At 70.7% G+C, this 21,788-nt stretch carries 21 protein-coding genes; 13 read left to right on the top strand and 8 right to left on the bottom strand.

Annotation, left to right across the window (positions count from 1 at the left end; genetic code table 11):
- Positions 1–8: 8 nt before the first annotated feature.
- From QRN40_RS02615 to QRN40_RS02605, 3 genes are read left to right on the top strand one after another with little or no spacing between them, the layout of a single operon-like run.
- Complete coding sequence (locus tag QRN40_RS02615; protein ID WP_285113924.1) at positions 9–1,124, top strand: adenosine deaminase; 1,116 nt, start codon at positions 9–11, stop codon at positions 1,122–1,124.
- A gap of 24 nt (positions 1,125–1,148) precedes the next feature.
- Positions 1,149–1,607: a PTS sugar transporter subunit IIA gene (locus tag QRN40_RS02610; protein ID WP_285113923.1), complete on the top strand. Its 459-nt coding sequence runs from the start codon at positions 1,149–1,151 to the stop codon at positions 1,605–1,607.
- 13 nt (positions 1,608–1,620) lie between these two features.
- A complete protein-coding gene (locus QRN40_RS02605; protein ID WP_285113922.1) occupies positions 1,621–1,893 on the top strand; it encodes a PTS sugar transporter subunit IIB in 273 nt (90 codons plus the stop codon).
- Between the two features lies 1 nt (position 1,894).
- Here the strand turns inward: QRN40_RS02605 and QRN40_RS02600 are convergent, their stop codons facing one another.
- Positions 1,895–2,197, bottom strand: coding sequence for an ArsR/SmtB family transcription factor (locus QRN40_RS02600; RefSeq protein ID WP_285113921.1), 303 nt, complete (start codon positions 2,195–2,197; stop codon positions 1,895–1,897).
- 49 nt (positions 2,198–2,246) lie between these two features.
- Here QRN40_RS02600 and QRN40_RS02595 point away from each other — a divergent pair, with 49 nt between their 5' ends.
- On the top strand, positions 2,247–3,434 hold the full coding sequence (locus QRN40_RS02595; RefSeq protein WP_285113920.1) for an MFS transporter: 1,188 nt from the start codon (positions 2,247–2,249) through the stop codon (positions 3,432–3,434).
- 36 nt (positions 3,435–3,470) lie between these two features.
- Here the strand turns inward: QRN40_RS02595 and QRN40_RS02590 are convergent, their stop codons facing one another.
- Both QRN40_RS02590 and QRN40_RS02585 read right to left on the bottom strand, forming a co-directional pair.
- On the bottom strand, positions 3,471–5,177 hold the full coding sequence (locus QRN40_RS02590; protein ID WP_285113919.1) for a phospho-sugar mutase: 1,707 nt from the start codon (positions 5,175–5,177) through the stop codon (positions 3,471–3,473).
- The gene (locus QRN40_RS02585; RefSeq protein WP_285113918.1) at positions 5,174–6,007 is read right to left on the bottom strand and encodes a purine-nucleoside phosphorylase; all 834 of its coding nucleotides are present in this window, start codon (positions 6,005–6,007) and stop codon (positions 5,174–5,176) included. The genes QRN40_RS02590 and QRN40_RS02585 overlap by 4 nt, the downstream gene beginning before the upstream one ends.
- An 82-nt stretch (positions 6,008–6,089) precedes the next feature.
- Here QRN40_RS02585 and QRN40_RS02580 point away from each other — a divergent pair, with 82 nt between their 5' ends.
- From QRN40_RS02580 to QRN40_RS02570, 3 genes are all read left to right on the top strand, one after another.
- The gene (locus tag QRN40_RS02580; protein WP_285113917.1) at positions 6,090–7,526 is read left to right on the top strand and encodes an NAD(P)H-quinone dehydrogenase; all 1,437 of its coding nucleotides are present in this window, start codon (positions 6,090–6,092) and stop codon (positions 7,524–7,526) included.
- Positions 7,527–7,542: 16 nt separating this feature from the next.
- Positions 7,543–9,420 (top strand): cation:proton antiporter, encoded by a 1,878-nt coding sequence (locus QRN40_RS02575; RefSeq protein WP_285113916.1) that lies wholly within the window; start codon positions 7,543–7,545, stop codon positions 9,418–9,420.
- Positions 9,421–9,664: 244 nt separating this feature from the next.
- Positions 9,665–10,522, top strand: a complete 858-nt coding sequence (locus tag QRN40_RS02570; protein ID WP_285113915.1) for a PDDEXK family nuclease — start codon at positions 9,665–9,667, stop codon at positions 10,520–10,522.
- Between the two features lie 61 nt (positions 10,523–10,583).
- On the opposite strand, the gene QRN40_RS02565 is transcribed toward QRN40_RS02570, so the two are convergent.
- Both QRN40_RS02565 and QRN40_RS02560 read right to left on the bottom strand, forming a co-directional pair.
- Entirely contained in the window at positions 10,584–12,347 is a 1,764-nt protein-coding gene (locus QRN40_RS02565) for an acetyl/propionyl/methylcrotonyl-CoA carboxylase subunit alpha (protein ID WP_285113914.1), read from the bottom strand.
- A 94-nt stretch (positions 12,348–12,441) separates the two neighbouring features.
- Entirely contained in the window at positions 12,442–13,080 is a 639-nt protein-coding gene (locus tag QRN40_RS02560) for a Maf family protein (protein WP_285117427.1), read from the bottom strand.
- Positions 13,081–13,104: 24 nt separating this feature from the next.
- On the opposite strand from QRN40_RS02560, the gene QRN40_RS02555 reads away from it, so the two are divergent.
- The 4 genes from QRN40_RS02555 to QRN40_RS02540 are packed head-to-tail and all read left to right on the top strand — an operon-like array spanning position 13,105 to position 17,494.
- Entirely contained in the window at positions 13,105–14,448 is a 1,344-nt protein-coding gene (locus QRN40_RS02555; RefSeq protein WP_285113913.1) for a class I SAM-dependent RNA methyltransferase, read from the top strand.
- Positions 14,449–14,494: 46 nt separating this feature from the next.
- Positions 14,495–15,154, top strand: a complete 660-nt coding sequence (locus tag QRN40_RS02550) for a response regulator transcription factor (protein WP_018190023.1) — start codon at positions 14,495–14,497, stop codon at positions 15,152–15,154.
- A complete protein-coding gene (locus QRN40_RS02545; RefSeq protein ID WP_285113912.1) occupies positions 15,141–16,454 on the top strand; it encodes a sensor histidine kinase in 1,314 nt (437 codons plus the stop codon). The genes QRN40_RS02550 and QRN40_RS02545 overlap by 14 nt, the downstream gene beginning before the upstream one ends.
- Entirely contained in the window at positions 16,451–17,494 is a 1,044-nt protein-coding gene (locus tag QRN40_RS02540; protein ID WP_285113911.1) for a DUF8320 family protein, read from the top strand. Before QRN40_RS02545 ends, QRN40_RS02540 begins: the two co-directional genes overlap by 4 nt.
- A 428-nt stretch (positions 17,495–17,922) precedes the next feature.
- On the opposite strand, the gene QRN40_RS02535 is transcribed toward QRN40_RS02540, so the two are convergent.
- Both QRN40_RS02535 and QRN40_RS02530 read right to left on the bottom strand, forming a co-directional pair.
- Positions 17,923–18,174, bottom strand: coding sequence for an acyl-CoA carboxylase epsilon subunit (locus QRN40_RS02535; RefSeq protein ID WP_285113910.1), 252 nt, complete (start codon positions 18,172–18,174; stop codon positions 17,923–17,925).
- Positions 18,171–19,817, bottom strand: a complete 1,647-nt coding sequence (locus QRN40_RS02530; protein ID WP_285113909.1) for an acyl-CoA carboxylase subunit beta — start codon at positions 19,815–19,817, stop codon at positions 18,171–18,173. The genes QRN40_RS02535 and QRN40_RS02530 overlap by 4 nt, the downstream gene beginning before the upstream one ends.
- 70 nt (positions 19,818–19,887) lie before the next feature.
- Here QRN40_RS02530 and QRN40_RS02525 point away from each other — a divergent pair, with 70 nt between their 5' ends.
- Both QRN40_RS02525 and QRN40_RS02520 read left to right on the top strand, forming a co-directional pair.
- Positions 19,888–20,649, top strand: coding sequence for a biotin--[acetyl-CoA-carboxylase] ligase (locus QRN40_RS02525; RefSeq protein WP_285113908.1), 762 nt, complete (start codon positions 19,888–19,890; stop codon positions 20,647–20,649).
- 6 nt (positions 20,650–20,655) lie between these two features.
- Positions 20,656–21,213, top strand: a complete 558-nt coding sequence (locus QRN40_RS02520) for a PH domain-containing protein (protein WP_285113907.1) — start codon at positions 20,656–20,658, stop codon at positions 21,211–21,213.
- Here the strand turns inward: QRN40_RS02520 and QRN40_RS02515 are convergent.
- On the bottom strand, positions 21,175–21,708 hold the full coding sequence (locus QRN40_RS02515) for a GtrA family protein (protein WP_285113906.1): 534 nt from the start codon (positions 21,706–21,708) through the stop codon (positions 21,175–21,177). The genes QRN40_RS02520 and QRN40_RS02515 overlap by 39 nt on opposite strands.
- Positions 21,709–21,788: the final 80 nt, after the last annotated feature.

Raw genomic sequence — 21,788 nt, 5'->3', positions numbered from 1 at the left:
TTGGATTCATGAGCGACTGGAACGAGTACACGCTGTCCGACGGCACCGAGATCCGGCCGCTGCCGAAGGTCTCCCTGCACGACCACCTCGACGGCGGGCTGCGCCCGACGACCGTCCTGGAGCTGGGGGAGCAGATCGGCCTGCAGCTTCCTGCGCAGGATGCGACCGAGCTGGGCCGCTGGTTCGCGACGAAGTCGAACTCGGGCTCGCTGGTCGAGTACCTCAAGACGTTCGACCTGACCACCGCCGTCATGCAGACGCGCGAGGGCCTCACCCGCGTCGCCCGCGAATTCGTGCAGGACCTCGGCGCCGACGGCGTCGTCTACGGCGAGATCCGCTGGGCGCCCGAGCAGCACCTCACCGGCGGTCTCACGCTCGACGAGACGGTCGAGGCCGTTCAGGAGGGCGTGGAGCAGGGCATCGACGACGTACGTGCAGCGGGTGGCCGCATCCGTGTCGGTCAGTTGGTGACGGCCATGCGTCACACCGACCGCGGGCTCGAGATCGCCGAGCTCGCCGTGCGGCACCGCGACCGCGGCGTCGTCGGCTTCGACATCGCCGGCCCGGAGGCGGGCTTCCCGGCCTCGAACCACCGCGCGGCGTTCGACTACCTCGCGGCGGAGTTCTTCCCCGCAACGGTGCACGCCGGCGAGGCCGACGGGCTCGACAGCATCCGGAGCGCACTCCTCGACGGCCGCGCGCTGCGTCTCGGCCATGGTGTCCGCCTCGCCGAGGACATCACGGTGGAGCGCCAGGACGACGAGAACACCTACGTCACGCTCGGCACCCTGTCGCAGTGGGTCAAGGACCGCGAGATCGCGCTCGAGACCAGCCCGACCTCGAACCTGCAGACCGGTGCGATCGCGGCGTGGGGCGACGACATCCTCGACCACCCGTTCGACCTGCTGTACCAGCTGGGCTTCCGGGTGACGGTGAACACCGACAACCGCCTCATGAGCGGGACGACCCTGACGCGCGAGCTGAGCATCCTCGCAGACGCGTTCGCGTACGACCGCACCGACCTGGAGATCTTCCAGCTCAACGCGGCGGCCGGCGCGTTCCTGCCGCTCGAAGAGCGTGAAGAACTGGCCGAGATCATCACAGCAGGTTTCGAGGGTTCGTAACCGCCCGGGCGTTACGCTGAAGATATGTCACTGCCACCGCTGCCTGATTCCGCCATCACCGTCGGCGCGCACGCCGACGACTGGCGCCAGGCGGTCCAGCTGGCAGGGGAGGCGCTGGCCCGTTCCGGCGCGACCGAACAGGGTTACGCGCACCGGATGATCCAGGTGATCGAGGAGTTCGGCGCGTACATCGTCATCGCTCCGGGGCTCGCGCTCGCGCACGCCCGTCCAGGGCCGGACGTGAACTCCGACGGGCTGTCCGTGGTGACGCTCGACGAGCCCGTGGTCTTCGGTCACCCGCACAACGACCCCGTGTCCGTGGTGCTCGGCCTCGCCGTCTCCACGCCCGAGGCGCACGTGACGAGCGTCGCCGAACTGGCGAACGTGTTCAACGACCCCGAGGCGATCCCCGCCCTGGCGGCCGCGACCGACGTGGCCGACGTGCAGCGCATCCTCACCCTGAGCGAGGAGTCGTCGCGGTGAGCAGGGTCGAGCGGTGAAGATCGTCGCGATCTGCGGTGTCGGTGTCGGGACCTCCGGCATCCTGAAGGTGAACGCCGAGCGCGTGCTCGACCGCCTGGGGATCGACGCGGACGTCACGGCGTCGGACGCCGCCCACATCGACGAGGCAGCGGCCGACGCCCAGGTGGTCCTGACCTCGCCGGAGCTGGTCGAGCGGATCGGCCGCACCAACGCCGACGTGATCGTGGTGCAGAACTACTTCGACCTGGAAGAGCTGGAGCGCAAGCTCGACGAGGCCCTGGGCTGACTCAGTCGCCCAGCAGGGCCTCGACGAGCCCGGGGAACCGCTGGTCGAGCTCGTCCCTCCGCAGCTGGATCTCGTGCGTGCGGCCCGAGACGATCGTGCGGGTGACGCCCGCCTCGCGCAGCGTCTTGAAGTGGTGCGCCATGGTCGACTTCTGCACGTCGACGCCCCACTCGGTCATCGATTTGGGATGCGGCCGGCCGTCGGCGAGCACGCGAACGATCTGCAGCCGGATGGGGTCCGCGACGGCGCGCAGCACGTCGACGAGCTGCACATCCGCGATGTCGGGGGTGGGGTAGTCGGTCATGATCCCAAATTGTTTGACAATCATCGAACAATAGTCGTACCTTAACGGTATGACGTTCGTCGAACAATCGTACCGCAGGTCGCTCCCTGCGCTGCTCGTCCTCGCGCTCGCGCTCTTCGTCGTCGGCACCAACGCCTTCGTGATCGCCGGTCTCCTCCCGCAGGTGGCGGACGGCCTGGGCGCGACGCCCACCGAGGTGAGCTGGTCGATCACGAGCTATTCGCTCGTGGTCGCCGTCGCCGCGCCGGCGGTCTCCATCCTGCTTCCGCGCGTACCGCGCGCCACCCTGATGGCGGCGGGCCTGGCTGTCTTCGCCGTCGGGACGGCGGCCTCCGCGCTCGCGCCCGATCTGACCTTCTTCATCGCCGGACGCACCTTCTCCGGCCTGGGCGGAGCAGCTCTCGTTCCCACCGCCACCGCAGCTGCCGCATCCCTCGCCCGGCCCGAGAAGCGCGGGCAGGCGCTCGCCATCGTCGGAGCCGGCTTCACGCTCGCGACGGCGGTGGGCTCCCCGCTCGGAACCGCGCTCGGCGGTCTCGCCGGATGGCGGTTCGCCCTCTGGTGCATCGTCGGGATCGCGGCGGTGCTCGTGGTCGCCATCCCGCTGGCCGTGCGCGGAGTGCCTGTGCCGCCCGCGGTGTCGTTCCGGCGCCGTCTCGCGCCCCTCGCCGACCTCCGCATCGTCGCCCCGCTCGGGACCACGCTGCTCATGATCGCGGGGTTCAACATCGTGTACATCTTCTCGGCGGCGGTCACCCGTGCGTCCACGGGCGGGTCCGGCGGCTTGCTGGCTATCCTGCTGCTCGCCTACGGCGTGGCCGGTGTCGCGGGCAACACCATCGCCGGTCCGCTCACCGACCGCTTCGGAAGCCGGGTCGTCGCGGCCGCCGCGCTCGCCGGCCAGGCGGTCACCCTGGTCGCCGTGGCGTTCGCGGAGGCCTCGTTCGTCGCATCCATCGTCGCCTTCGCGCTGTGGGGCGTCGCCGCGTTCGCGATCGCCATCCCGGTGCAGCACCGGCTGGTCCACGTCGAGCCGGAGAACGCCGCACTCGCGCTGTCCTGGTACTCGACGGCGATGTACGTGGGGATCGCGATCGCCCCGCCGATCGGCGCGTTCGCGCTCGCGGCCGGCGGCGCGGTGGCCGTTCCGCTCGCCGGGGCGGTCGTGACCGTCGCGGCGCTCGCGCTGTTCCTCCTCGGCTACCTCGCGCGGGCGCCGCGGACGGTGGCGGCGTAAGCGGTCGCCGACCGTCCGCGGTCGCGCGCAGCGGCCTCAGGCCGTGAGCAGCCGCATCGCCTCGGCGAGGGCTGCGACGCGCGCGGTCGCGGTCTCGCGGCGCTCGCTCACCGTCCCATCGTCGCTGGAGGCGTCGATGTAGATCTTGAGCTTCGGCTCGGTGCCACTCGGCCGCACCATCACGCGGGAGCCGTCCTCCAGCAGGATGCGCAGCACGTCGCTCGGAGGCAGCCCGCCGAAGCCGTCGCGCAGGTCGTCGATCTCGCTGACCCGCACGTCGCCCAGGTGACTCGGCGGAGTCGATCGCAGGGCCGACATGATCTCGCCGATGCGCGAGAGCTCCGTCACGCGGAGCGAGATCTGGTCGCTGGCGAAGTAGCCGAACCGCTCGGCGAACGCATCCAGGTGCTGGGCGACGGTCACTCCGTCAGCAGCCAGGCCGTTCGCCAGGTCGAGGAAGGCGACGGCGGCCGAGATGCCGTCCTTGTCCCGGACGGTCTCCGGGTTGACCAGGTAGCCTAGCGCCTCCTCGTAGCCGTAGATCAGCCCGGGGGCACGGGAGACCCACTTGAACCCAGTGAGGGTCTCGGCGAAGTCGAGGCGGTAGGCGCGTGCCACGGCCGCGAGGGCGGGGGAGGACACGACAGAGCAGGCCAGCGTGCCGAGCGCGCCACGCTCGTCCGCGCGCGCGGTGGCGAGCTCCGCGGCGCGCCAGCCGAGCAGGGCTCCGACCTCGTTGCCGGAGAGCCGGCGGTAGCCGTCCGGGCTGGTCGCATCGGGGATGGCGACCGCGAGCCTGTCCGCGTCCGGGTCGTTGGCGATGATCAGGTCGGCCGACGCCTCGCGGGCCGTCGCGAACGACAGGTCCATCGCGCCCGGCTCCTCCGGGTTCGGGAAGGCCACCGTCGGGAAGGCGGGATCCGGGTCGATCTGCCGGGCCACCGGGGTCGGGACGGCGAAACCTGCGCGGGCGAACACCTCGCGCGCGGTGCGCCATCCCACGCCGTGCATCGCCGTGTAGACGAACGACACCGCATCCCTCGGGCTCTCGGTGGCGGCCACGGCGACCGTCGCGTCGATGTACGCCTGCTCCACATCCTCGGGGGCGATTTCGTAGCGGTCGGAGCGCGCGAGGTCGGCGACGCTTCCCTCGGCGACCTCGAGGATGTGCGCCGCGATCTCCGCGTCCACCGGCGAGACGATCTGGGAGCCGTGGTTCTCGCCGCCGAGGTACACCTTGTACCCGTTGTCGTTGGGCGGGTTGTGGCTGGCCGTGACCATGACACCGGCGCTGGCATCCAGGTGCCGCACCGCGAAGGCCAGCACGGGCGTGGGGAGCAGCCGGGGGAGGAGGACGGCGCGGATGCCCGCACCGGCCATGAGCTCGGCGGTGTCACGGGCGAAGACGTCGGAGTTCTTGCGGCCGTCGTACCCGATCACGACGGAAGGCGTCCCGCCCTCCGCGTGCTCGAGCAGCCAGCGCGCGAACCCTGCCGCCGCCTGCGCGACGAGCACCCGGTTCATGCGATTGGGACCGGCGGCGATCTCCCCGCGCAGCCCCGCCGTCCCGAAGGCGAGCCGTTCGTCGAACCGCGAGTGCAGGTCGGCGACGGCCTCGGCCGAGCCCGCCTGCGCGGCGACGATCAGCGCCTCCAGGTCGTCCCGGGTCTCCGGGTCGGGATCCTGGGCGAGCCAGGCGCGGGCGTCCTCCAGAAGCTGCGGGGTGTCCTTCGGCGCGCTCACAGGGCCCCCACGATCTGAGCGAGCAGGGCACTGATCACCGGCTCGGCGGCCCGGCCGGCCTCGATGACCTCCTGGTGGCTGAGCGGGGTCTTCTGGATGCCGGCCGCGAGGTTCGTGATGAGCGACATCCCGAGGATCTCCATGCCGGCCTGCCGTGCCGCGATGGCCTCGAGCGCCGTGGACATCCCGACGATGTGCCCGCCCATGGCCTTCGCCATCTGGACCTCGGCGGGCGTCTCGTAGTGCGGTCCGCGGAACTGCGTGTAGACACCCTCGTCGAGCGACGGCTCGATGGTGCGGGCGACGTCGCGCAGGCGGGTCGAGTACAGGTCCGTCAGGTCGATGAAGGTGGCGCCCTCGAGCGGCGAGTCCGCGGTCAGATTGATGTGGTCGCTGATGAGGACCGGCGTCCCCGGCTTCCAGTGGTCCTTGATGCCGCCTGCGCCGTTGGTCAGGACCATCGTGGTCGCTCCCGCGGCCGCGGCGGTGCGGACGCTGTGGACGACGCGACGGACGCCGTGGCCCTCGTAGTAGTGCGTCCGGGCGCCGATGACCAGCGCGTGCTTGCCGTTCGGGAGGCGGATCGAGCGCAGCGTGCCGACGTGCCCTTCGAGCGCCGGCTTGCTGAAGCCGAGGATCTCGGTGGCGGGGACGGTGGCGACGGTCTCGCCGATGAGGTCCGCGGCCTTGCCCCAGCCGCTGCCCAGCGTGAGCGCGATGTCGTGGCGCTCCACGCCGGTCTTCTCGGCCAGCTGGCCGGCGGCCTCCCGGGCGATCTCGAACGGATCGGTGGCAGGGTCGTCGAGCGGGTTGGTGTGGGAATCCAGCATGAGCCAACTCTACTGAGGGCGGCTTTCCACAGCCCCATACCGGGATGCGCATCGGTGCACCCCCATACGGAAGAATGGGGGCATGGCGTATGAATTCGAGCGCAAGCAGCGCATCGCGATCCTCGGCGGCGGTCCCGGCGGCTACGAGGCGGCGCTCGCGGGCGCGCAGCTGGGTGCCGATGTGACGCTGGTGGAGCGTTCCGGCGTCGGCGGCTCCGCGGTGATCACGGATGTCGTGCCGTCGAAGAGCCTCATCGCCACGGCCGAGGCGACCAACTCGCTCTCCGAGGCGACCGACCTGGGTGTCCAGTTCTACTCGCGCGGTGAGACCGGCAAGCCGGTCCGCCCCGAGATCGCGGTCAACCTCGCCGCCGTGAACAAGCGCCTGGTCGGGCTCGCACGGCAGCAGTCGGAGGACATGCGGGCGGAGCTCGTCCGCTCCGGCGTCCGCATCGTGTCCGGCGAGGGGCGGCTCGACGGACCGAGCGCGGTCATCGTGTCGACGTCCAAGGGCGACGCGGGCACCGACTTCGACCGCGTCGAAGCCGACACCATCGTGATCGCGGTCGGCGCCAGCCCGCGCATCCTGCCGTCCGCCGTCCCGGATGGGGAGCGCATCCTCACCTGGACGCAGCTGTACGACCTGCAGTCCGTGCCCTCCCACCTCATCGTGGTCGGCTCTGGCGTGACCGGCGCCGAGTTCGCCTCGGCGTACACGGCACTCGGCTCGAAGGTGACGCTGATCTCGTCCCGCGACCAGGTGCTGCCGGGCGAGGACGCGGACGCGGCCGGCGTCATCGAGAACGTCTTCCGGCGCAACGGCATGCAGGTGCTGTCGAAGTCGCGGGCCGAGTCGGTGGTCCGCACCGAGGACGGCGTCGTCGCGACGCTCACCGACGGGCGGACGATCGAGGGATCGCACTGTCTGATGGCCGTCGGCTCGGTGCCGAACACCGCGGGCATCGGGCTCGAGGAGGCGGGCGTCCAGGTCACCCAGAGCGGCAACATCCGCACCAACCGGGTCGCCCGGACGTCAATCCCGAACATCTACGCCGCAGGCGACTGCTCCGACTCGCTGCCGCTCGCCTCGGTCGCCTCGATGCAGGGCCGCACGGCCGTGTTCCACGCCATGGGCGACGCGGTCCAGCCGATCGAGCTGCGCAACGTCAGCTCCAACATCTTCACCCAGCCCGAGATCGCGACGGTCGGCTGGAGCCAGAAGCAGATCGAAGAGGGCATCGCGCAGGGCGACATCTACAAGCTGCCGCTGAAGTCGAATCCCCGGGCGAAGATGCTCGGCATCCGCGACGGCTTCGTGAAGCTGTTCGCGCGCACCGGCTCCGGCACCGTGATCGGCGGCGTCATCGTGGCGCCGCGCGCGTCCGAGCTCATCTTCCCGCTCGCGCTCGCCGTGGAGCAGCGCCTCACCGTCGACCAGGTCGCCCGAGCGTTCACCGTGTACCCGTCGCTGTCCGGCTCGATCACCGACGCAGCACGCGCCATGCACATCGTGCTCTGACGGAAGGGGCCGGGGGATGGAGGTCGGGCTTGTCATCGGGGTCCTGGCGGTGCTCACCATCGCGGCGGCGACGACGATCGGTCCGAAGCTCGGGATCGCCTCTCCGCTGATCCTCGTCGCGGTCGGGATCCTGGTGAGCCTGCTTCCCTTCGTGCCCGCGCTCGAACTGCAGCCCGAGTGGATCATCGCCGGGGTGCTTCCGCCGTTGCTGTACTCGGCTTCTGTGTCGATGCCCGCCATGAACTTCCGGCGCGAGTTCGGAGCGATCGGCGGGCTTTCCGTGCTGCTCGTGATCGTCAGCTCGGTGCTGCTCGGGCTGTTCTTCGCCTGGGTGATCCCGGGGCTGGGCCTCGCCTGGGGCGTTGCGCTCGGCGCCATCGTCAGCCCCACCGACGCGGTGGCCACCGGGATCGTGAAGCGCGCGGGCGTCTCGCCGCGGGTCGTCGCGATCCTCGAAGGCGAGAGCCTGCTCAACGACGCGACCGCACTCGTGCTCCTGCGCGCCGCCATCGCCGCCGCGGCGGCAGCCTCCTTCACCCTCGGTGCGGTGACGCTGTCGTTCGTGTACTCGGTCGTCGTCGCCATCGTCTTCGGCGGCGTCGTCGGCTGGCTGAACCTGCGCGTGCGCGCGCGGGTGAAGGATGCCACGGTCAACACGGTGATCTCATTCACGGTGCCGTTCCTCGCCTCCATTCCGGCCGAGGCGCTGGGTGCCTCCGGCCTGGTGGCGGCGGTCGTCGCCGGCCTGGTGACGGGGAGCCGTGCACCGCGGGTGCTCTCGCCGGAGCACCGCCTGTCGGACGCCCAGAACTGGCGGACGGTCGAGCTCATCCTGGAAGGGCTGATCTTCCTCACCATGGGCCTCGAGCTCTTCGGCATCCTCCAGAAGGTGCAGAACGACCACTCGGGCGTGGCGCCGGCGATCGGCGTGGCTGCGGGTGCGCTGGTGCTCACGATCCTCGTACGGGCCGGCTTCGTGGCACCGCTGCTCGCGCTGCTGGCGAGACGCAGTCGACGCCGCCAGAACATGCGGCCGCAGTTACAGCAGTTGCAGGAGCACTTGACGGACCCGGAGGCGCTGCAACGCGGTATCGCCGCGCGGCTGGCGGGAACGGGGCAGCGCGCGTTGACGCCGGCGGATACCGAGGCCGATGAATCGGGAGCCGGGTCGGGAATGGACGTCCCGGCCGAAGGCGACGTCCCACCCGACGTCGACGCTGCGGCGGCCGTCGTCGCCATGGACCCGCTGCTCGGCCCCCGAGGCGAAGGGCCCCGGATCACACCGAAGCAGGCCGAGCGGCGACGCCGGCGGCTGATCCGCCGAGGCATCCCGACGGTCGAGAACCTCACGCGATTCGGGACGCGGCTGCGCCGGGTCATCGCCGACATCGAGTACTTCACCGGTGCCCCGCTCGGCTGGCGCGAGGGCACGATCGTCATCTGGGCCGGGATGCGCGGAGCGGTCACGGTCGCCGCCGCGCAGTCGCTGCCGTCGACGACGCCCGGGCGGTCGGTCCTCGTGCTCATCGCGTTCCTCGTCGCCGCCGGATCGCTACTGCTCCAGGGCGGGACGCTCGGCCTGGTGCTGAAGGCCGTCAAGCCGTCCCGGGCCGACCCGGCGGCCGAACGCGACGAGCGCCGCCGGCTGATGGAGCTGCTCTACGAGGCCGGGAAGTCCGTGCCGCAGCCCAAGACCACGGAGCGCACCGCGGAGGCGTTCGCTGAGCACAAGTCCGCGCGGCTCGCGCGACTGCGGGCACAGCGGGCAGCCCTGCTGGATGCGCGCGATGACGGCACCTTCAGCGCCGATGTCCTCGCGGGTGCGCTGAGCAACCTCGACGCCGACGAGATCAGCATCGACCTGAAGGGCGACCCCACCGAGGCCACCGGCTGACCGCCTCCTCCTCCTCCCCTCCTCCTCCTCCTCCGCGCACGGTCGAAAACGGAGGATACCGCCGAGATTTCCACGCCTCCCTTCCTCCGTTCCCTGCGATCGCCCTGCGTGTCGGGGTGAACATCCTCCCTTTTCCGCGGCTCAGCACCGGCCAGAATCCGCTCACCGTTCCCCTCGTCCCGCCGAATTCCACATATCCACGTCGACATCCGAAGGCCGGCGTGGGCTTCGTCACGATGGAGTCATGACATGGAGACTTCGGTTGGCAGAGCTGGGAGGTGCCGCGTCCACGCGCCAGCTGCGAGCGGCCGGGGCGACGGATCGGGCACTCTCCGCTGCGGTGGTGAGCGGTGAACTTCTCCGTCCGCGGAACGGTCGCTACGTCGTCCCCGCTGCCGGGGAGTCGCTCCTCGCGGCTGTCGCCCTGGGGGCGCGGCTTTCCTGCGTTTCGGCGGCTCGCACCTACGGCCTATGGGGCGGCGAGGACGCACGAACGCACCTGGTGGTGCCGCCGAAGGCCGGCCGGTCCGGCGCAGGCGATCCCGGTGTCGTCAGGCACTGGAGGCCGTGCCACGACCACGCGGAGATCTGGCGTGTCTCTCTGGCGGATTGCCTCCACACCGTCGGCCGCTGCGCAGACCAGGAGACGGCCGTCGCGGTGTTCGACACGGCCATCTCCACGGGGCGGATCACGCGTCACGGGTTGCAGCACGTGTTCGCCCAGGAGCCGCGCCGATCGCGCGACCGGGCCGCCCTCGCGCGACCGGGCTCCGAATCAGGAGTGGAGTCGCTGCTGCGACAACGTCTCTCCGCTCGCGGCCACCTCATAGAGCAGCAGGTCTTCGTGCCCGGGGTGGGCACGGTCGACTTCCGGGTCGACGGCGTGCTGTTCGTGGAGGTGGACGGCTTCCTGTTCCACTCCGACCGCTTGGCCTTCGCTCACGACCGAAAGCGTGACACGGCGATGACGCTCCGCGGCGAGAGGCGGCTGCGGTTCTCCGCTGGTGAAGTGATCAGCCGGGGCGAGGACGTCGTCGACACCATCGAGGCGGTCCTCGACCGGACGAAAAGGGAGGAAGAGCGTGCGCTGCGCCGGGGTTGAACGGAGATGGGAGGAACGAACGTCCGGATCGGGCCCGAAGGCCCTCCCTTTTCGAGGCCGCTTAGACGATGTTGAGCAGCAGGTGGCCCGACGAGACGGTCTCGCCGACGGCGGCGTTGATGCCGGAGACGGTGCCGTCCTTGTGAGCCGTGAGCGGCTGCTCCATCTTCATCGCCTCGAGCACGAGCACGAGGTCGCCCTTCACCACGGGGTCGCCGTCGGCGACGGCCACCTTGACCACGGTGGCCTGCATCGGCGCCGTGACCGAGTCACCGGTCGCGGTGTCCACGGCGTGGGCCCCGCCGCGGCGGCGCGGCGCCGGCGCGGCGGCCGACTCGCCCGCACCGCCGCTGAGCAGCTTGGCGGGCAGGGAGACCTCGATGCGCTTGCCCTCGACCTCCACCACGACGTTGCTCCGGCGCTCGGCGAGGGTCTGGTCGCCCAGCTCGCCGGACCAGGGCTCGATGTCGTTGTTCCACTCGGTCTCGATCCAGCGCGTGTACACCGAGAACGGCTCGCCGTCCTGAGGGGCGAAGGCGGGGTCGCGAACGATGGCCCGGTGGAACGGGAGCACGGTCGGCAGGCCGGCGACCTCGAACTCGTCGAGTGCGCGACGCGAGCGCTCCAGCGCCTCCTCGCGGCTGGCTCCGGTCACGATCAGCTTGGCGAGCATCGAGTCGAAGGCGCCGCTGATGACATCCCCGGCCTGGATGCCGCTGTCGACCCGGACGCCGGGACCACCGGCGGCCTTGAAGACGTGGACCGGACCGGGCGAGGGGATGAAGCCGCGGCCGGCGTCCTCGCCGTTGATCCGGAACTCGAACGAGTGGCCGCGCGGGGCCGGGTCGTCGTAGTCGAGCTCGCCGCCCTCGGCGAGGCGGAACTGCTCGCGGACGAGGTCGATGCCCGTGACCTCTTCGGAGACGGGGTGCTCGACCTGGAGACGCGTGTTCACCTCGAGGAAGGAGACGGTGCCGTCCTTGCCGATCAGGAACTCGCAGGTGCCGGCGCCCTGGTAGCCGACCTCCTTGAGGATCGCCTTCGACGACGAGTACAGCTTCTCGGTCTGCTCGGGGGTGAGGAACGGCGCGGGCGCCTCCTCGACGAGCTTCTGGTGACGGCGCTGCAGGGAGCAGTCGCGCGTCGACACGACGACGACGTTGCCGTACGCGTCGGCGAGGCACTGGGTCTCGACGTGACGCGGCTGGTCGAGGTACTTCTCGACGAAGCACTCGCCGCGGCCGAAAGCCGCGATCGCTTCGCGGGTGGCCGACTCGAAGAGCTCGGCGACCTCTTCGCGGTTCCGGGCCACCTTGAGGCCGCGGCCACCGCCGCCGAAGGCGGCCTTGATGGCCACGGGCAGACCGTAGACGTCGACGAAGTCGAGGACCTCGGCCGCGTCCGCGACCGGGTTGAGGGTGCCTGGGGCCAGCGGAGCGCCGACCTTCTCGGCCACGTGCCGTGCCGACACCTTGTCGCCGAGGCGCTCGATGGCGTCGGGCGACGGGCCGATCCAGGTCAGGCCGGCGGCGATGACGGCGCGGGCGAAGTCCGCGTTCTCGGCGAGGAAGCCGTAACCGGGGTGCACGGCGTCCGCCCCGGACCGCCGCGCGACGGAGAGCAGCTTGTCGATGACGAGGTACGTCTCGGCGCTGGTGGTGCCGTCCAGCGCGTACGCCTCGTCGGCGAGGCGGACGTGGAGGGCGTCTCGGTCCTGGTCCGCATACACGGCGACGGACGCGATTCCGCTGTCCTTCGCCGCACGGATGACACGGACGGCGATCTCGCCGCGGTTTGCGATCAGAACCTTGGTGATACGGGGCACAGTTCCCTAGCCTATTGCTCGATATCGAACGGGATTTGGTCGATCCCCACAAAAATGGCCGACCAGAAGCTCCGGCAGCCTACAACGGTATGCGTCAGCGCCGGCGATTCCAGAGCGATGTCCACGGGACGCCCAGTTCACGGACCAGGTCCCGGAGGGTCGACAACGAGAGCCCCACCACGGTGCTCGGGTCGCCGTCCACGCGCGTGATGAAAGGGCCGCCGAGGCTGTCGATCGTGAAGGCGCCGGCGACCTCCAGGGGTTCGCCGCTGGCGACGTACGCGTCGACCTCCTCGTCCGTCACGTCGGCGAACGTCACCGAGGCGACGGCCGCCGCGCCCGTCGCGGCGTTCTCGCGACCGTTGCGGTGATCGATCAGCCAGTGACCGGAATGCAGCATCCCGGTGCGGCCCCGCTGCTGCAGCCAGCGCTCGCGGGCGACCTCCGGACGGTGCGGCTTGCCGCGGATGGCTCCGTCGATCGCGAACGCCGAGTCGCCGCCCAGGATGAGGCCGTCGATCGGCTCGCCGTCCAGGGTTCCGCGCACCGCCTCCGCCTTCGCACGCGCCAGCAGCTGCACCATCGCGGCGGCATCCAGCGGCCCGTGCTCCGCCTCCGCGGCGGCGACGGCGGCGGGCTCGTCGACGTTCGACGGGACGATCACCGGCTCGATGCCCGCGGCGCGGAGCAGCGCGAAGCGGGCGGGCGAAGTGGAGGCGAGGTAGAGGCGCATGGTCACCTGTGGGATGCTCGAAGGATGCCCCAGGAAGATGAGGTCGAGCTCGACATTACCAACGTCGCCCACGGTGGCGTCTTCGTCGCCCGGCACGAGGGGCGCGTGGTCTTCGTGCCCGACACGATGCCGGGGGAGCGCGTCCGCGCCCGCATCGCGGACACGACGCACGAGCGGTTCTGGCGGGGCGAGGTCACCGGCGTGGTGGAGGGGGCGCCCGAGCGGCAGCCGCACGTGTGGTCCGCTGCCGCGATCGAGCGGCCGCCGGCGGAGCGTGCCGGGGGCGCGGAGTTCGGGCACATCCGGCTCGACCACCAGCGGGAGCTGAAGCGCCGTGTGATCGAGGATGCGCTCCAGCGCACGGGCAAGCTGAGCCCCGAGGCCATCGCGACCGCGGGCGTCGACGGCGGTCCGGTGACCGTGGAGGCCGTTGCGGGCGAGACCGCGGACGGGACCGGCTGGCGCACGCGCGTCCGTCTGCAGGCCGACCGCGACGGCCGCATCGGACCGTACGCACCGCGGTCGCACACCGTCATCCCGGTCGCCGACCTCCCTCTCGCGACCGACGCGGTGCAGGAGGCGACGCCCTTCGGCCAGGTGTTCCCCGGCGCCGAGTCCGTCGACATCGTGGCGACCGGCCTCGGAACGGCGCACGTCCTCGTCAACGACGCACCGGTCCGCCCGGAGCGGCGCGGTGGGAACGCCGGACGGGGGCGCGGCGGCCGCGCACCCCGGGCCGCCCGTCCCTCCCGGCCCAGCCCGCGCCCGGTCCCGATCCGCGAGCGGGTGGGCGACCGCGAGTTCCGCCTCGACGCCCGCGGGTTCTGGCAGGTGCACCGCGGCGCCGCGCAGACGCTGACCGAAGCCGTCCAGTCCGCGGTCGACGAGGCGCTCTTCGACCCGCGGGCCGCGAATCTCGACCTGTACGGCGGCGTCGGACTGCTCGCTGCCGCTCTCGGGGACCGCTTCGGTTCCACACTGCGCATCACGTCCGTGGAGAGCGACGAGGCCGCGACCGACGACGCCGCGGAGAACCTCGCCGAATGGGTCGGCGCGTCCGCACTCACCGACCGTGTCGAGCGCTACGTCGCGCGACTCGCCGCCGACGCCTCCGCCGCAGAGCGCGCGCGCCTCCGGGCAGCCACCGTCGTGCTCGATCCGCCGCGCTCCGGCGCAGGACGGGACGTGGTCGACGCGATCGCCTCCGTCACGCCGGCGCAGATCGTCTACGTCGCCTGCGACCCGGTCGCGCTCGCCCGCGACCTGGCCTTCTTCGACGGCCACGGATACCGCCTGCGCGGGATGCGCGCCTTCGACCTGTTTCCCAACACCCACCACGTCGAGGCCGTCGCCACCCTGACGCGCTGACCGCGGCCTGCCCGCGCGGAGACGATCACCCCCTACGATGGTCAACATGGTGCGGGTGGCAATCGTCGATGATCACGAATCCGTGCGTCTCGGGCTGAAGGCGGCCTGTCAGGACGCCGGCTACGACGTCGTCCTCACCGCGCCGACGGTGGACGATTTCGTCGCGCAGCTCGGCTCGCAGGAATGCGACGTCGTCGTGCTCGACCTGTCGCTCGGCGACGGATCGAAGGTCACCGACAACGTCAAGCGGGCCCAGGCGACGGGAGCAGCGGTCCTCGTGCACAGCATCGCGGACCGGGTCGCCAGCGTCCGCGAGGCGCTCGCCGCGGGCGCTGCGGGCGTCATTCCGAAGTCCTCGCCGACGACGACCGTCATCAGTGCGATCGCGACGGTCGCGCGCGGCGACGTGCTCAACAACCTGGAGTGGGCGACCGCGATCGACGCCGACAGCGACTTCGCGAAGGCGCAGCTCGGCCGCCGCGAGCGGGACGTGCTGCATCTCTACGCCTCCGGCCTGCCCCTGAAGGCGGTCGCCGCTCAGCTCGGGATCGCGAACTCGACCGCCCGTGAATACCTCGACCGCATCCGCGTGAAGTACGTGGAGGTCGGGCGTCCGGCGCCGACGAAGGTGGACCTGCTCCGCCGGGCGGTGGAGGACGGCATCCTTCCCGGGCTCGACCCGGAGACGGGCAATGAGCGTTCCTAGCGGGGTTCGCACGGGACTCCCGCTCGAGACGACGAAGCCCCGCAACCCTCTCAGCCGAGCTCGCATCGAGCGCATCGCCGACCGCACGGTGTCGGCGTTCGGGCTCGTCTTCGGTCTGCAGACCCTGCCGACCGCGCTCGGTCAGCTCTCCTTTCTCCGCGAGCCGTTCGGTGCCGCGTGGATGATCGCGGTGTTCGGCGGTCTGGCGCTCACGGTCATCCTCGCGGTGGTGCAGCGTGGAGTGAAGATCGCGATGGGCGTCCTCTCGGTCGTCTATCTGGCGGCGATCGCCACCTGGCCGCTGCTGGTGCGCGACCCCAGCGCCTTCAGCACCGACAAGCCGTGGGTGTGGTTCCTCTGCTCGGTGTTCACCGCGTTCGCGGCGGTCGCCTACCCGTTGTGGCTGGCGATCGCGTACACATTCGTGGCACCGATCGCCTACGGGATCGTGCGTGCGCTTCCGGCCGGCGGCGGTGTCGGGTTCGAGCTGGCCGCCCTGGACACGATCTACGCGACCATCCTCGGCGGGGTCATCCTCGCGATCATCGCGATGATGCGTCAGGCATCCAGCGCCGTGGATGCGGCCCAGAGCCAGGCGCTCGCCCGCTACGCCAACGCGGTGCGCCAGCACGCGACCGAGGTGGAGCGGGTGCAGGTCGACGCGATCGTGCACGACAGCGTGCTCACCACGCTCCTCTCCGCAGCGTCCGCGCGCAGCCCAGAGCAGAAGGAGCTCGCCGCCGCGATGGCTGCGGACGCGATCGGGCACCTGCACGCCGCGGAGGCCGCGACTCCCGAGGATCAGACCCTGGTGGGGCTCGATCGCCTCGCCGAGCGGCTGGAGACCTCGGCCAACGCCTTCTCGTCGCCCTTCGGCGTGGAGGTGCGGGACGTCGAGGTCCACACGCTCCCCGTCAACGTGGCCGAGGCCGTGTATTCGGCGACCGTGCAGGCGATGGTCAACAGCATGCAGCACGCCGGTGGTCCGGAGGTGCGGCGCAGCGTCTCGATCCGCGGCGGCGGACCGGCGGCGACGGTCGAGATCGTCGTCACCGACGACGGCCGCGGCTTCACCGAGGCGGAAGTGCCCGCCGAGCGCCTCGGGCTGCGGATCAGCATCCGCGACCGGCTCGCCAAGGTCGGCGGCCGCGCGCGCATCGAGTCGGAGCCCGGCGTCGGGACGACGGTCACGATCCTCTGGCCGTCCGCCGAGCACCAGCCTGTCGGCGTGCCCGCAGCGGCCTCGGCGTTCCACGACTCGAGCATCGGCTTCGCCGGGGATGCGGGGGCGGCCGAGTGATCACTCTCAACCGCGTCCTCTTCCTCAGTCTCGGTGCGCTGTTCTCCGCGTACCACCTCTTCCTCGCGCTGTCGTCGCTGTCCACCCCGCGCGCGCCGGGCCCCGCTGTCGTGGCCATGGTCCTGTATACGATCGCGACGGTGCTGAGCCTGTGGCCCACGAGCCCGACGAAGATGCCGCTGTGGCTCGCCGCCTTCGATCTCGCGGTCTGCGTCGTCATCCCGATCCTCGTCACCAGCCAGCTCGATCCGGCGAAGGACAACGGGTACGCCACCTGGTACGTGGCCGCCGTCGGCACGCTCATGACCATCTGCGCCGTGCGACGGCAGCAGGTGGTCGCGTGGGCCGGCGTCGGATTCCTCGCCGTGCAGACGGTCGTGTGGGCGGGCCTGGGTGCGCTCGCGGGCCTGGGCGTGATCGGTTCGGTGGTGTGGGTCGGCGTCGCCGTCGTCATCGCGGGGTCGCTCGCCAAGGCGGGTCGTGACGCCCTTCAGTTCGCCCGCGCTGAGCGCGAGGCGACCGAATGGCAGGCCGCCCAGGAGGCGCACGTCATGGAGCGTCAGCTGCGGCTGCGGCAGACGTACCGCGTGGCCGCTCCGATGCTGGCCGAGATCGTCCGCCGCGGGGGAGACCTGACCGAGGCGGAGCGCCGCGAGTGCCGTTATCTCGAGGGCGCGATCCGCGACGAGATCCGGGGGCGCCGCCTCCTGAACGACGACGTCCGTCGCGAGGTGATGGACGCGCGCCGCCGTGGCGTGGTCGTCAGCCTCCTGGACGAGGGCGGGATCGACGACCTGGACCAGCGCGGCCTGGAGGCCGTGCTGCGGCGCCTCGCGGAGGCGATCCGGGGCACGACGACGGACAAGCTGATCGTCCGCACCGTCCCGCGCTCGTCGAAGACGGCGGTGACCGTGGTGGGACTCCGCATGTCCGACGACGGCGCGGCGAACGCGCTGGGCGCCGAGTCGGAGGACGACGAGGTCGACCTCTGGCTCGAGATCCCGCGTCCCGTCGTCGTCGGCGCGTCCGCGCAGGCCTAGCGCCGCTGATTTGGCGCAAATCGTGCTGTACCGCCGACGTGAGCGCACATTCGGCACGAATCGTGGAGGCGGACGTCTCCCTTAATGGGAGAAAGGGGCCGACACCCGAATTGTCGGCCCCTTTTCAAACCCCGAGTCAGGGCGACAACCCGAATATCGCCCTGACTCGCCCCCAAAGCACTCGCCCGCTTACCCTAGTCGGCGAGTGATTGGCGGTGTGACTCACGAGGAGAGACACCTAGCAATAACCATATTGTCGGCGTACCCAGTAAATACATAGTCGTCATTTTGGAGGACACCTGGGGGACATATCACGACCCCCGTTCGAGGTGCATGCGCGGCTTTCCGCCTGACCCGCAGACAGGGGATGCCCCGATCGGGGTACACCGCCCCGCGGTAGCCTCCGCACGGCCCCACGCGGATCCCGGTCAGCCGGAGAACGACCGCCAGGCGCCGTACCCCGGGCTCAGCGGGCGCCGGAGCGCGCGCTGCGTTCGGGCCCAGCCGTCCGGCCCGGGCGCGGCCTGGGCGCGCTTGTCCGCGGCTGCCTGCTCGGCGGCCGCAGCGGTCAGCACCGCCGTCACCGCCGCGATCTCCTCCGGGGTCAGCCCACGCGTGAGGAAACGCAGCTGCGACGGGTCCAGCGGCGCAGCGCCGGCGTCGTTCGCCTCCGCGCTCACAGCGGGATGTTCCCGTGCTTCTTCGGCGGGAGCGACGCCCGCTTGGTGCGGAGCGCACGCAGGGCCTTGATGACGGACACGCGGGTGGCCGCGGGCTCGATCACGCCGTCGAGCTCGCCGCGCTCGGCCGCGAGGAACGGGCTGGCCACGTTGTACGTGTACTCGTTCGCGAGCTTGGTGCGCACGGCGGCCACATCCTCGCCGGCCTCCTCCGCGCGCTTGATCTCGCCGCGGTACAGGATGTTGACGGCGCCCTGGCCGCCCATCACGGCGATCTCGGCGGTCGGCCACGCGAGGTTGATGTCGGCGCCCAGCTGCTTGGAGCCCATGACGATGTAGGCGCCGCCGTACGCCTTGCGCGTGATGATCGTGACCAGCGGCACGGTCGCCTCGGCGTACGCGTACAGCAGCTTCGCGCCGCGGCGGATGACGCCGGTCCACTCCTGATCCGTGCCGGGGAGGTAGCCGGGCACATCCACGAGAGTCAGGATCGGGATGCTGAACGCGTCGCAGAAGCGGACGAACCGCGAGGCCTTCTCGCCCGCGTCGATGTTCAGCGTCCCGGCCATCGAGCTCGGCTGGTTGGCGACGATGCCGACCGACCGGCCTTCGACCCGCGCGAAGCCGATCACGATGTTGGGCGCGAACAGCGGCTGCACCTCGAGGAACTCGCCGTCGTCGACGATGCCCTCGATGACCGTCTTCACGTCGTACGGCTGGTTGGGGGAGTCTGGGATGAGCGTGTTGAGCCGGCGGTCGGCGTCCGTGATCTCGAGCTCCGGCTCGGACTGGAACACCGGCAGCTCGGCCAGGTTGTTCTGCGGTAGGTAGCCGAGCAGCGTGCGCGCGTAGTCGAGCGCATCCTCCTCGTCGCTGGCCAGGTAGTGGGCGACGCCGGAGACCTTGTTGTGCGTGAGCGCACCGCCGAGCTCCTCGAAGCCGACGTCCTCTCCGGTGACCGTCTTGATGACGTCCGGACCGGTGACGAACATGTGGCTCGACTTGTCGACCATGATCACGAAGTCGGTCAGAGCGGGGGAGTACACCGCACCGCCGGCAGCCGGGCCCATCACGATCGAGATCTGCGGGATCACGCCGGAGGCAGCGGTGTTGCGGCGGAAGATCTCGCCGTACTTGCCGAGGGCGACCACACCCTCCTGGATGCGCGCGCCACCGGAGTCGAGGATGCCGATCATCGGCACGCCCGTCTTGAGCGCGTGGTCCATGACCTTGATGATCTTCTCGCCCGCGACCTCGCCGAGCGAGCCGCCGAAGATGGTGAAGTCCTGGCTGAAGACCGCGACGTTGCGGCCGTGGATGGTGCCGACGCCGGTGACGACCGCGTCGCCGTAGGGGCGCTTGGCCTCCATCCCGAACGCGTGGGTGCGGTGGCGGACGAACTCGTCGAGTTCCACGAACGAGCCGTGGTCGAGGAGGAGGTCGATGCGCTCGCGGGCGGTCAGCTTGCCCTTCGCGTGCTGCTTCTCGATCGCCGCCTGGCCGCTCGCGGTCACGGCCTCGTGGAACCGGTCCTTCAGGTCGGCGAGCTTGCCGGCGGTGGTGGTCAGGTCGGGGAGCTGGTCGGTCTGACGGGGTTCGGTGTCGGTCACGCCGTTCACTCTACCGGCCAGACGAATGGCCATGCCGTTGACGAAATCCTACAAATCCGCCCGCCTGCGCTGGCAGACTGGCCCAGTGCGAGAGACTGGCCACGTGGACTTCCGACGCAGCCGTGCCCTGGTCCCCGTGCTCGAGGTGCTCCCCGAGGCGGGTTCCACCAACGACGTGCTGAGCGCGCGGGCGGGGGATCTTCCCGACCTCTCCGTCCTCGTGACGGACAATCAGACCGGCGGCCGAGGCCGCTTGGGCCGCGCCTGGGTCACCCCGCCGGGACGGGCGCTCGCGATCTCGGTGCTCCTGAAGCCCATCGGACTGCCGCCGGCATCGTTCGGCTGGTTCCCGCTGCTGACGGGCCTGGCGATGAGCCGCGCCCTGGGTCGCTTCGTGCCGGGCGGGGTCCAGGTGAAGTGGCCGAATGACGTTCTCATCGGGGGCGACAAGGTCTGCGGCATCCTCGCCGAACTGCTCCCCGGGATGTCAGGGCTGGTCATCGGCGCGGGGGTGAACCTCACGCAGACCCGGGAGGAGCTGCCGACCGAGACCTCGACCTCTCTTCTGCTGGCCGGTGCCACGAGCGTCGAGCCGGACGACATCCTCTCGGCATACCTCATCGAACTGTCGACGGTGTACCGCGAGTTCCTGGCGGCCGGGGGCGATCCCGTCCGCAGCGCGCTGCGCGACGAGGTGGTGGAGGCGTGCCACACCATCGGCCGCTCGGTGCGCGTCCAGCTGCCGTCCGGCGACGACCTGCTCGGCACAGCGGTCGGCATCGACGACGACGGCCGGCTGATCGTGGACTCGGATGCGGGCCGCACCGCGGTCGCAGCGGGCGACGTGACGCACCTGCGGTATTAATTGAGCATGAGCAGCAGCCCGGACGGGACGTCAGAGCAGCCCGCCCAGCCACCCGAGCGCGTGGTGGCCCGGCTGCGGTCGAACGCCCGACGGCTCTTCTGGCCGAGCCTGGTGCTCATCCTCGTCGCCGGGGCGGTCGGCTACTTCGCCGGGCGCGTCGGGCAGGTCTGGGAGGTCGTGCTGCTGTGGTCCGCTGCGGCCGCCGTGGTGCTGCTGCTGTTCCTGCTGCCGCTGGCGGCCTGGCTGAGCCGCCGCTACACGATCACGAACCGCCGGCTGATCCTGCGCCACGGGTTCTTCGTGCGCGTCCGTCAGGAGCTGCTGCACAGCCGCGGGTACGACGTCAGTGTGCGGCGCACCTGGCTGCAGAGCGCCTTCCGGTCGGGGGATGTGCTGATCAACTCGGGGCTCGATCACCCGGTCGTGCTGAAGGACGTCCCGAAGGCCGACCAGGTGCAGCGCGCGCTCTCCGAGCTGATGGACCACTCCCAGACGGTCGTCGCCGTCCGGCGTCAGCAGTCGGAGTCAGTCTCCGACGAGACCACGGTCTGGGGTGCTCGCTAGCGTCGAGCCGGTGATCGGCGCGGTGCCGCGGACGCGGCGCGACGCCGCGCGGTCGGGCGAGAACACCCACCAGCGGTAGAACGCGAACCGGAACACGGTGCCGAGGGCGAGGCCGACGACGTTGTTGGAGATGTTGTCGGCCAGCAGGCTCTGGTAGCCGAGCAGGTAGTGCGAGACCCAGACGCAGAGCAGCGGGATCGCCATTCCGGCCAGGCTGACGACGAAGAACTCGACCCCTTCGCGGGTCGCGTTCTCGTTGCGGTTGCCCGAGAACGCCCAGTAGCGGTTGCCGATCCAGTTGGTGCCGATGGCGACCAGGGTGGCGATGGCTGTCGAGAACAGCGTCTTGTGCGGCACATTCACCAGCACGAGCAGCATCAGCACGTTGAAGACGAGCAGATTGACCACGAAGCCCACCGCCCCGACCGCGCCGAACTTGATCAGCTGCGGGAGGAGCCGCGCCTTGTGCGCCGGCGTTCGGGTGTCGGTCGTCATGCCCCTGCCTGGAGATGCGGGATGATTGTCAATGCGTTCGTCACAGTACGCGGACCAGGTTTCGCGTTCCTGTGAGTTCC

This window comes from Leifsonia sp. fls2-241-R2A-40a (genome assembly GCF_030209575.1).
In the GTDB taxonomy this organism is placed as follows: domain Bacteria; phylum Actinomycetota; class Actinomycetes; order Actinomycetales; family Microbacteriaceae; genus Leifsonia.
Note: the sequence above shows the minus strand (reverse complement) of the source record. Positions and strands in the feature narration are given on the sequence as shown.